11 protein-coding genes are annotated in these 11,017 nt (G+C 43.3%); 6 read left to right on the top strand and 5 right to left on the bottom strand.

The features are described 5' to 3' along the window. The first annotated feature begins 38 nt into the window (after nucleotides 1-38). The gene (locus Nant_RS10490; RefSeq protein WP_054341600.1) at nucleotides 39-1,622 is read left to right on the top strand and encodes an FMN-binding glutamate synthase family protein; all 1,584 of its coding nucleotides are present in this window, start codon (nucleotides 39-41) and stop codon (nucleotides 1,620-1,622) included. Nucleotides 1,623-1,713: 91 nt separating this feature from the next. On the opposite strand, the gene Nant_RS10495 is transcribed toward Nant_RS10490, so the two are convergent. Next, complete coding sequence (locus Nant_RS10495) at nucleotides 1,714-3,015, bottom strand: Y-family DNA polymerase (RefSeq protein WP_054341601.1); 1,302 nt, start codon at nucleotides 3,013-3,015, stop codon at nucleotides 1,714-1,716. Continuing rightward, entirely contained in the window at nucleotides 3,015-3,422 is a 408-nt protein-coding gene (locus tag Nant_RS10500; RefSeq protein ID WP_054341602.1) for a LexA family protein, read from the bottom strand. The genes Nant_RS10495 and Nant_RS10500 overlap by 1 nt, the downstream gene beginning before the upstream one ends. 258 nt (nucleotides 3,423-3,680) lie before the next feature. Between Nant_RS10500 and Nant_RS10505 the strand changes: the two genes are divergently transcribed. Genes Nant_RS10505 through Nant_RS10520 form a run of 4 tightly spaced genes read left to right on the top strand, consistent with a single transcriptional unit; the run spans nucleotide 3,681 to nucleotide 6,390 of the window. Further along, nucleotides 3,681-4,010, top strand: a complete 330-nt coding sequence (locus Nant_RS10505; protein WP_054341603.1) for a PepSY domain-containing protein — start codon at nucleotides 3,681-3,683, stop codon at nucleotides 4,008-4,010. 35 nt (nucleotides 4,011-4,045) lie between these two features. Then, nucleotides 4,046-4,378, top strand: a complete 333-nt coding sequence (locus Nant_RS10510) for a hypothetical protein (RefSeq protein ID WP_054341604.1) — start codon at nucleotides 4,046-4,048, stop codon at nucleotides 4,376-4,378. A 3-nt stretch (nucleotides 4,379-4,381) separates the two neighbouring features. Then, nucleotides 4,382-5,038, top strand: a complete 657-nt coding sequence (locus Nant_RS10515; protein WP_054341605.1) for a response regulator — start codon at nucleotides 4,382-4,384, stop codon at nucleotides 5,036-5,038. Next, the gene (locus Nant_RS10520; RefSeq protein WP_054341606.1) at nucleotides 5,035-6,390 is read left to right on the top strand and encodes an ATP-binding protein; all 1,356 of its coding nucleotides are present in this window, start codon (nucleotides 5,035-5,037) and stop codon (nucleotides 6,388-6,390) included. Before Nant_RS10515 ends, Nant_RS10520 begins: the two co-directional genes overlap by 4 nt. A gap of 38 nt (nucleotides 6,391-6,428) precedes the next feature. Here Nant_RS10520 and Nant_RS10525 read toward each other — a convergent pair whose 3' ends face one another. Continuing rightward, on the bottom strand, nucleotides 6,429-7,187 hold the full coding sequence (locus Nant_RS10525) for an endonuclease/exonuclease/phosphatase family protein (protein WP_054341607.1): 759 nt from the start codon (nucleotides 7,185-7,187) through the stop codon (nucleotides 6,429-6,431). Between the two features lie 67 nt (nucleotides 7,188-7,254). Then, nucleotides 7,255-8,703, bottom strand: a complete 1,449-nt coding sequence (locus tag Nant_RS10530; protein ID WP_054341608.1) for a phospholipase D-like domain-containing protein — start codon at nucleotides 8,701-8,703, stop codon at nucleotides 7,255-7,257. 202 nt (nucleotides 8,704-8,905) lie between these two features. Here Nant_RS10530 and Nant_RS10535 point away from each other — a divergent pair, with 202 nt between their 5' ends. Then, a complete protein-coding gene (locus Nant_RS10535) occupies nucleotides 8,906-9,238 on the top strand; it encodes a hypothetical protein (protein ID WP_202904993.1) in 333 nt (110 codons plus the stop codon). Nucleotides 9,239-9,462: 224 nt separating this feature from the next. On the opposite strand, the gene Nant_RS10540 is transcribed toward Nant_RS10535, so the two are convergent. After that, on the bottom strand, nucleotides 9,463-10,890 hold the full coding sequence (locus Nant_RS10540) for an autotransporter outer membrane beta-barrel domain-containing protein (protein ID WP_054341610.1): 1,428 nt from the start codon (nucleotides 10,888-10,890) through the stop codon (nucleotides 9,463-9,465). Nucleotides 10,891-11,017 lie beyond the last annotated feature (127 nt).

Genomic DNA, 11,017 nt, shown 5'->3' on the forward strand with positions numbered 1-11,017 from the left:
ATAGTACTGAAATTGGACTATTTAGTAGGGTATTTTTTATGAGCGCTCGCCAGTATTTTTTCATATTCGCTGTTATCAGCCCGATTTTAATATTGCTGGGTGCACAAGTTTGGCCTTCTATGATTTGGATGTTTTTTTTAGTCGTACCGATAATTACTTTAGGGTTGATCGATGTCACTCAGACTCGCCACACTATTCGTCGCTTATATCCCATTGTCGGGCACTTTCGGTATTTTCTCGAATCCGTGCGTACGGAATTACAGCAGTATTTTATCGAGTCCGAAACAGATGGTATGCCCATTAGTCGGGAGTTTCGTTCGATCATATACCAGAGAGCGAAAGGGGATAGAGATACGCGTCCTTTTGGTACTGTCTTTGACGTTAATCGAGCCGGTTATGAATGGGTGAACCACTCTTTACAGCCTAAACACGCTATAGATTTCCGTCCAAGAATAAAATTTGGTGGCGACCAGTGCACCTTGCCTTACATGGCATCCCCGCTGAATATTTCCGCTATGAGCTACGGCGCCTTAAGTAAAAATGCCATCATGGCACTTAATCGCGGTGCACAAATAGGCGGGTTTTATCACAATACTGGCGAAGGAAGTATCAGCCCCTATCACCTGGAGCACGGGGGAGATATCGTCTGGCAAATTGGTACGGGTTATTTCGGCTGTCGAGACGATAACGGTGATTTTAATCCTGTTACGTTTGAAGACAATGCAAAACGCGACGTGGTTAAAATGATCGAAATTAAATTGAGCCAAGGTGCAAAGCCTGGTCATGGTGGAATTCTTCCTGCCGCTAAACTAACAGAAGAAATTGCACTAATAAGGCACGTACCTATGGGAGCCGATGTTGTGTCTCCTGCAGCGCATTCTGCGTTTTCCACGCCGGTTGAACTATTAGAGTTCGTCAGTCAATTGCGTACATTGAGTGGCGGAAAGCCGGTGGGCTTCAAACTATGTATTGGTCGCCGGGACGAGTTTCTTGCTATATGCAAAGCCATGTTAAAAACGAATATTTTACCTGATTTTATTACCGTAGACGGTGGAGAAGGTGGCACAGGTGCTGCGCCAATAGAATTTACAAATTCGGTTGGGACGCCGCTTAAAGATGCGTTAGTTTTTGTTAATAATGCATTAGTGGGTGTTGGATTACGCGATAAAATACGCATTATAGCCTCAGGAAAAATGTTTACAGCCTTCCATATATTAAGATCGATGGCGCTGGGAGCTGATGCAGTCAATTCAGCGCGTGGGATGATGTTAGCGCTAGGCTGTATTCAATCGAGAACCTGCAATAGCAACCACTGCCCCACGGGTATTGCCACGTCAAACCCTTCCAGAAACAATGGTTTAGTCGTGACTGACAAAGGCGCCAGAGTCGCCAGATTTCATAAAGAAACGGTGTTTAATTTAATGGAACTCGTGGCGGCGGCCGGACTGGGTCATATATCAGAGCTTAAGCCTAAACATATTAACCACAGGGTGCAGGGAACAAATGTTAAAACCTATGCGCAACTCTATCCAGGAATTACCATAAATTGTTTGTTAGATGAGAAAACTGTACCTGAAGACTGGGCAAGTGATTGGCAAGATGCGAGCTATGAATCTTGGTAGTCCTTTGAGTGATATATTTATAAGTTTGTTCAGTACGATGGTTGATCTTTAAGAGTGAATTTCCAGCAGGGTGCGGTTCAATAATTTTTTATTAATCACAAAAAATCTTCGGTATGTCGGCTAGTCGAGTCGTATATTGTGGAGATAAAAACTCCCTACGCATCGCAAATTTTTGAGTAGCTCCTTGTGTAGTGCTTTGTGTAGTACTCTGTATAGTTCCTTGTGCTGCAACATGCACAGTATTGCGTCCATATCGAGAGTTTATTCTATCAATACAATGCATTAAATCTGTTTTATCATGTAAAACATTAAACAGGTCTTGCTGATAATGGGCGGCATCAACAAGCTCAATCAGACCCACTCCGCATTTATAAAACTTCACGCCTTTACGATAAACGCTATCAACCAAAGTGCTGACCGCATGAGCGATGATACTTGTATCACTGGTCGGCGCTGGAAAGGTATGCAGTATTGATTGGCGGTAATAACTATCGTTATCGTGGGGCGAGCTGCAAGCAAAGACCTGAAGCGTCTTAAGCAGACTATTTTGTCGCCTTAGTTTACTGGCCGCGATAGTTACGTGTGAGATGAGGGCATGTCGTAATTCCGTTTTATCAGTCACGCGTTGCCCGAATGAGCGCGTTGAAAATATCTGCTGCTTGGGAGATCGGACCTCGTCCCAGTTTAGTTTGGGTATTCCGTTGAGCTCATGTACGGTATTTTCTACGAGTATGCTGAATTCTTTACGTATGAAGCCAGGTTTGGCTTTTGAGAGTTGCCACGCTGTGTTTATACCCACATCATTGAGACGCTTGCCCAAGCGGCGACCAATGCCCCATACATCGGTGACGTCCATGTGCTTCAGGATATGCTGGCGGATTTGCTCATTGTCGATGACGGCGACGCCACGATATCCATCAATACGTTTTGATGCATGATTAGCTGCTTTTGCTAATGTCGGTGTTGAACCGACGCCAACGCCAATCGGTAATCTTACTTCTTTCCACACGGTACGACGTATCAGGGCGGCATGAGCATTCCATCCTTCAGGCGGGACATAGTTGGCACCGTAATATAAAAAGCACTCATCGATACTGTAGATATGAAAATGAGGAGCAAAACGTGCACAGGTATCCATCATTCGCTGAGACAGATCTGCGTAGAGTTCATAGTTAGAGCTACGGATAATAGCGCCGGCAGCGGCCAGTTCATCCTTAACTTGAAAGTAGGGCACAAACTTTTTGCCAATACCCATCCGTTTTGCAATTCCACAGGCCGCACAAATACAGCCATCATTGTTAGTGAGAACAATCACAGGCTTATTGCGAATTGAAGGATCAAAAACCTTCTCGCAACTGGCATACATAGAGTTCACATCACAGAGCGCGTACATCAAATAAGGCTGCGCTTAAAAGGGCGGTGCATGCGGATGGAACGCGTTACCACGCCTTCAACGATAAACTCATCGCCATCATTCAGCTGGTAAGTTTTAAAATCGGGTGAAGAAGAGAGTAATCGCATGTATTTTGTATCCGCTATTTTACAGACGAACGTCCCGTTTAATGTCGCAACGATCACATCCCCGGAGACCACTTTTTCTGCGCGAGACACGACAAGAATATCGTGCGGGAATATTCCAACGCCTTGCATCGACTCGCCTTCGACAATGCCCAGGTAGGTTGCCGAAGGATGATCGATAAGAAGCTGATCCAGCGTTAGCGATAGATCCGTGTATTCAGCGGCAGGGGATTCAAATCCTGTTATGCCAGCTTGAGCTTTGAGGGGGATGAATGTAAGCATTAAAAAACCATATACTGTTTATATATACAGTATATTAGTTTAATTTAGCGTCAATACAAGATTTATTGGCTCTTGATGACAAGCGCCTTGAAAAACACAGACAGCGCGCGCCCCTGTTTTATAAAGCGATTAATAAAAAATAGTTAATTTTTTTGCTATTTAAAGTGTAGCTAAGTTGTAGCTAAGTTTGCTCCGGTAATATTTACCCATTAGCAGGCTATCTGTTGTCAGCAGACTTAAATCAATGGGGGAGGTGTTATGAAAAAATTCAAACAATTTATTGTCGCTGCTGTTATTGGTGGCTTAACGTTGACGGGTGCATCTATGATTGTACCGGCAAAGAGCTTATCTGCTAACGATGTATTAGCAGTCAGCGCTTCTTCTATCACACTTGAACAGGCCGTTAGCATCGCTCAAAAGACAGTTGTGGGTACGCCTGCTAAAGTTGAAGTAAGTACAGATCATGGTGCTGCGGTATGGGACGTAGAAATGATTGATAACAACCAGCAAGTCTCTGATATCGAAATCGATGCAATATCTGGAAAAGTATTAAAGCGCGCTGCTGATAAGGCTAATATGATTCATTAATGAAGTCGGGTGACTTTTTCACCAGGGGACAATACATGACTACTTTATATTCTCAATTTAAAGCGTTTAATAAAGCATCTGACAGAACATCACCGTCAATGTCGACCCGCAGTAAAATACAGTTAGCTATCGGTACAGCTTTGGTCATATTTGCCGGCTTTTTTCTCGCCTCGTTTCTTATGATTATCTCGTTATTGGTGCTACCTTTCGCTGCTTTTCGTTTGTGGTTGTTTAAGCGAAAAATACAAAAATACGCTGACAGCAATACGCAATATTCCGATTTTGTAAATGCCGGCGCACAGGACAGTAGTATCATTGAGGCAGAGTATACGGTGATGGATAGCGCACCAGACCAAGTGAAACACTAAACCATGCGAATTTTATTGGTTGAAGATGATCCGTTAATTGGACAGGCGATTGAACAAGCGCTGCAAGATGCCGCATTAACGGTTGATTGGGTACAAGACGGAGAGACTGCTTTATCGGCTATTAACACTGAAGAATACGCGTTGCTCTTGCTTGATCTGGGGTTACCTGAAAAAGATGGATTTGAAGTGCTCAGACTTCTGCGCCATAACAAAAACTCGGTTCCAGTGATTATTATTACCGCGCGTGATGCGGTAGAAGACCGTATAAAAGGCCTGGATTATGGCGCTGATGATTATTTGGTAAAACCCTTTTCTATTGATGAGTTACAGGCGCGTATCCGTGCGGTCATCCGGCGAAATCATGGCAATGCCACGCCCTTGCTGGGTAATGACATTCTCACGTTAGACCCTGCCAGCCGTGAAGTTAGCCGTGATTCGACAGTCTATACGTTATCTTCTCGTGAATATGCGTTATTACATGCATTGATGCTGCGCCCTGGTTCAATCCTTTCTCGTGCAGAACTGGAAGAACGTATCTATGGCTGGAACGAAGAAGTTGCCAGCAATGCCATCGAATTTATCATCCATGGCTTACGTAAGAAACTCGGTAAAGACGCCATTAAAAATGTCCGGGGGTTAGGCTGGATGGTCAGTAAATGAAAGTTAACCGCTCAATACAGCGGGAGCTAACTCGTTGGGTTCTGCTTATAGCTAGCGCATTAATGGTCATTGGTGGCCTGGTGTCTTCTGTGATTGTTTTTGAGGCCGCCAAGGATGTACAGGATGGTTTATTACACGAAATTTCTATTCTGGTACGCGAAGGTTACGTGATTGATAATATTAATGGGCTGGATAATAAAAAGAGTAAAGATGTTTCTATATTAATCCAGGCTGTGAACTCCCAAGCTATGAACTCTCGCACTATGCACTCTGCACCTAATCGTAGTCGTGCTGCGGGTTCTTTGTCGCTCCCCTCCCAATTGGAGGATGGATTACAGACGCTAACGCTTAAGGACGACTCCTGGCGTGTTAATGTGGTCACTCAAACCGCTAGTGGCAAGCGCTATGTTATCGCCCAACAAACAGAAATTCGTAATGATTTAGCATTAGCCAGCGGTCTTAATGTGTTTATTCCCTTACTCGTGCTTATGGTTATTATGCTGCTGCTCATAAAATGGCAAATAACGCATCAGTTCAAACCTTTGAATCGTCTGGCAAAACAGCTGCATCAGAAAAATGCTCAACAACCAGAGCCGTTGTCACAGAAAGACTTACCCTCAGAAATAGTGCCTTTCGTAATATCTATTAACGATTTAATGGATAGAATTGGAAAAAATCTAAAAAAACAACAGCGCTTTATTGCCGATGCCGCACACGAACTCCGAACGCCGGTGACGGCTCTCTTATTACAAGCCGAGAATGTAGAAAAAGCCCTCAATGAAGATGACCGACGGGAACGTCAGGGGCGACTACAGAAAGGATTGTTGCGCTTACGTTTGCTCCTGAATCAATTACTTGATCTGGCGCGCTTGCAAAGTGATCAGCAAAATCCTAAAAGCCCGGTTTCTGTTAAGGAGATCATATTGCGGGTTATTGCTGATCTTCATCCGCTTGCGGAACAAGCAAAGGTCGATCTTGGCGTTCTTAAACTGGAAGATGTATACGTCCTTGATCAGGACGGAAGGCTGGCACAATTGGTACGCAATGCTATTGATAATGCCATACGTTATACACCTGCCGACGGACAGGTTGATGTCAGTTTATCAATCATGAATAACCAGGCAGTGTTGCGTGTGGAAGATACAGGCAAGGGTATAACGAACGAAGATCTGACTCAGGTTTTCCAACCGTTTTACCGTAGTCAAGGTAATACTCAAAGCGGTAATGGACTGGGGCTTGCCATTAGTCAGGAAATTGCGCAGCGTCTGGGCGGAGAAATTCAGTTGCAGAATAGGCCCGAAGGGGGACTGGTATTTACTTATTCTCAAACGCAAATTGAGAGAAATGAATAAACTGGAGCGGGGAGTGACGCCTTTCTATTTATACCTGTCTATTTAGTAATGCGTAGCGTCAAGTGTAACGGGTAGTGATCCGATGATCGGATGTTTGTCAGTACTTGGGCATCCAAAATCTCAAACCCCTTACAGTAAATATGGTCAAGGTGTTGAAACAAATGGGCCATTTTAGGTTTGCGAATCAAGTCGGCTTCAATTAATGAAAAAGACAAGGCAAGTTCATGAAAATATCGTAGCCTTTTCCGGTTCCACGTATTGAAATCGCCAGCCAAAAGCACGGGGCCGACATGCTGTGCAAGTACTACGGAAATCGTATCCAGATGCGCTTTAAATTTAATAAAGGAGACAAAGTTGATGATGTGAGCGTTTATTACGAGTAAAGAATCTTGCCGTCCGTTTAAGGGGTAAATAGTAGAAAGCAGCATTTTCTTGGTTTTTGAGAAGGGTTCACTATGTAATGAAGCCATTAGCACTTTAGTTTTGGCGGCCACTGTTGATCCGGTTTTAATGCCGGTTTCAAGATTGGTGCGAAGATCCCGAAAACTGCGGGCCATAATCCACTGATACGTTAACGATTTTTCAAAATAAGTGTCGAACGGTGAGTTTACAATGGCCTCCTGTAAAAGAATCAGATCCTTATTACGACACAAGCTTGCGAAATCTTCCTGCCACCCCTTTTTTTTGCATTTGAAAACATTCCATATCAGTACCTCTATTTCCGGCCCCATCGCACGTTCAGATGCATTGCCCATAATTTTTAATTTTTCAATTGGGCTAAAACGGCTTTTTATCATCAAGTAAGTATCCTAAGAAGACGTTCGACTGACCGGGAATGTATCATAAAATGGCATAAACAGGCGGCTAGAGGTAGGGTGTAAATAATCGGGAAAAATTATTTCTTATTTTTTTGTAAGTAGGTAATCCTTCAATATCACTTTTAATAACGAGGACGGCGTTTTTCTTTTTCAACGTAAAGAATTCAGTTAATTGAGCGTTGAGTGTCGCATCATAACATTCAAGATTAATCTCAAAATTAAGCTCCAAACTTCTGGCGTCCCAATTTGTGGAGCCTATAAACGACCAAATATCATCTATCAGTGCAATTTTACTGTGGTCAAAAGGTCTTTTGTTTCGGTAAACGCGTATACCATGCGCCATTATTCTTGGGATATTCGCATCTATTGCCCAGTCAAAGAACGGAATATTACTACGTTTGGGTACGATGATTTCTATTGAAACGCCCCGTAAAGCCGCACCATGTAGGGCGGTCATTAAGGTATGATCCGGGATGAAGTAGGGTGTCATAATTCTTACAGTGCTTTGTGCGCACGCTAACGCATTGATCAACGTCCAGCGGATTTTATCGTAGTTTTGATCGGGTCCGTCCTGGATGACTCTGGCAATAACAGCGGCGGGGGCTGTCGTATCTTTTGTTTTAGGTACATAGCGAGGGAAATCAATATTTTCATGCGTGGCATAAAACCAGTCTTCGACAAATACTTGGCTAATTTGATCAATTACCGGACCGGTCACCGTAAAGTGAATATCATCAATGGGATGCACGGCGGATTTGACTAAGTTATTTTTGTTGATATTTATACCACCCATATAAGCGACTTCTCCATCGACGCAGAGTATTTTTCTGTGGTTTCTTAAATTAATAAAACGAATACTCGAAAACGAAATCGCCGGTAGAAATCGTGCCGTTTTTACGCCCAGCTTTTTTAAGGCTTTATCCGATTTTCGCCAACTATAGCCGACACCAACGCCGTCGAATAAAACATGAACCGTCACTCCGCGCCGATGCGCCTGGGCTAAAGCGTCAACGAATTGTTGCCCCAGTGAGTCGCAGTCGAATATATAACTGGATAAAATAATATGGCGTTTGGCGTCATGGATAGCATTAATCATCGCCGGGTAAGCCTCTTCACCATTAACGAGTGACGTTACCCTGTTACCCGCTAAATAACTAAATGGGTGAATCGCAAGCCCCGCTACCATCGCTGAATGCCAATTTTCCGGGAGATGCTGTTGATCACAATTGTTATCTGTGTAGCTTTGTTCTGCTTTGTGCGGGAGTGGCAAAAGCTTTTGCGCTGAACGCTTTATTCGGTTTATCCCGAAGAGCCAATAAAACAGACTTCCCAGCATGGGTGATAGGACTACAAGCCCAATCCAGGCGAGTGATGTGCGCTCATTTTCTTTGTACAGCAGCACATGTATCGCGGTTGGAAAAGATACGCTAACATGCAGCAGTCCTATGATGCTAACCCAATGAAAAACGATGTAATTGAGCAATTCTTCGGGCATTACTAGTGATGACCTCAAGCCTGATTTAATAAATATCTAATGTACTTAAAAATGAAAAATAGTCATGTTAATAGATTTTTATAATAAAACTGCAAATTATCTTATTGGTAACGTAGGCGCTAACTTTATATTCCTGATCATTGCTATGACGATGATAACTTCAATCGTTTATTTTATTTCCCTGGGCTGGATCATAACACGTATGGATAAGACGTATTTCCTGCGTGAATATAGAGAACAAGAGAAAGTTGACGACAAACACATCTTAACATTTCCTCATAAGCAGCGGGTGTGGCTGGTTGAATGTGTAAAAATATTGCTGGGTATGGTGTTATTAGTGGCGGGCATAGCGATGCTTATTTTACCGGGACAGGGGCTCATCACTATGGTAGTAGGGCTCAGCTTGATACCGTTTCCCGGTAAACGACGGCTTGAATTGTTTCTACTTTCGCGCAAGGCAGTCAGATCTTCCCTAAACTGGATTCGAATCAAAGCCGACAAAGATCCTTTTATATTTGACGAAAAAGAAGGGTAAAGCCAATCCTCCCTAGGAGGAACTATTATTGCGTGGAAATTAATTTAACTATTTCGGGTTTTGTACTGCGGAGGCAAAAAAAGATAGCCTTAAATCGTATAGTCGTTATTCAAGCGGTAGTTAATTCGTCACAAACGGTAGTACTCAGAGAAGAAGGCTCGGGGTTAAGTCGGGCCTTCCTTCATGAGTCAATCATCAAGCTGAGTAATTACAAAAAAACTCTATTATATAGCTATTTGATAGGTAGCTGCGATCCAGGTGTTAGGCATTTCACCTTCTGTTGTGCCATTGAGCATAACTGATATTTTACCAGCACCAACCTTACCCTCTACACCCAAACCACCTTTTAACCAATTCTGTTCATATTCATTGCCTGCGAAACTGAATGATCCCAAGCCAGCAACTTGCCCATTAATAACCGCACCGTTATCACCAAAGCGATGTACCGCTTCTGCATTCAGGACTAAATTCAAGTTAGTCTTTGCAATTGGGTTGCTAGCATTAACACCTAAACGCAGGTCCGTCACACTGTCACTACGTTTAGCAAAAGAAGCGGGTAAGCTTCCACCTGATTCGGTATAACTATCTATAGAGGTGTCGCTATACCAAATATCGGCATAAGGACTAAACTGCATAGATTTTGCTGCAAAAGCACTGACCCAATCCAAACGTGCTCTTACGCCCCATGATGTAGAATTAGTGTAACCTTCTGAGTACTCAAGATTTGTGCCATCTAAGTAGCCACGATTAACATCGATACTCCCCCAGTGACCAAAGGTACCTATCGTTGCATAAAGATTCTCAACACCTTTAATTGGGATAATTCCTTCGACCATCACATACTTGCCGTAGGTATCTGTTCCACCATTATTAGTAAGGTTTTGCTCAGACCAGGTTTTGCCTAAGGATATATTTAATTGAGCCGGACCATAATTGTAACCAAAACCAACTTCAGCTAACGCACCGTTGCCATCTTTAGAACCATGGTTATCCTGAGCAATATCACCCGCCACCCAGAATGTTTTCTCGCCCTTTGATACAAGGCGGAAGATAGGTCGGCTATGCGCGCCATTAACAGCAAGGTTAGTGGTCGATATATTCGAGTCTATACCTTGGCTAGCATCCTTAAGACTTAATTGCAGGTCAGTCAGGCTTGTCATTACGCTTGCTATTGAAAAGCAGGATCCAGCAGCGGAGAGCTTTAAGCAAGATAGAAGCATTGGGGTACTCGTTGCCCCATCTGCAGCTAGGAGATAGGTGCTAAGACCAGTAGGACCTGGAGAGCCTCCGAGCAGGTTGAAATCCGAAATTTCAGCTTGTCCATAGAGATTTAGGGAGAAATCAAGACCATCGACAGCAGAAAAAACTATGCCCGTAAAATCAGCTAATGAAAAAGTTCCGTTACCTGAACCTGCTCCTGAAACTAAAACCTCTAAAGAGGTTAAAGAAGCATAGTCCACTCTCACATTATTAGTACTAAACTCTGAAGTTGTAACCAGTGTGCCTGATGCGCTAGCGTCTCCGGTTTCAAACAAAAAGGTGTAGGTTTCTGAAGCATTGGCTGACTGTACTGCTGTTGAAAGCGTTAGGGCAGCAATAGCTGCACAGAGAAGCTTACGATTTGGGAACTGACTACTTAATTTACGATGCATGACTCTAGTTCCGTTTAATAATAAAATTTTTCACAGCTTACTTTAATCACATAGGTATTAGAAGTGAAGAGAGGTCGATCGTAGATAAGAGCTGTAGTAGGGTGACGTCATATGCCAGTGTTGTATT

Origin of the sequence: Neptunomonas antarctica, from assembly GCF_001305295.1 — a bacterium.
Classification (GTDB): domain Bacteria; phylum Pseudomonadota; class Gammaproteobacteria; order Pseudomonadales; family Balneatricaceae; genus Neptunomonas; species Neptunomonas antarctica.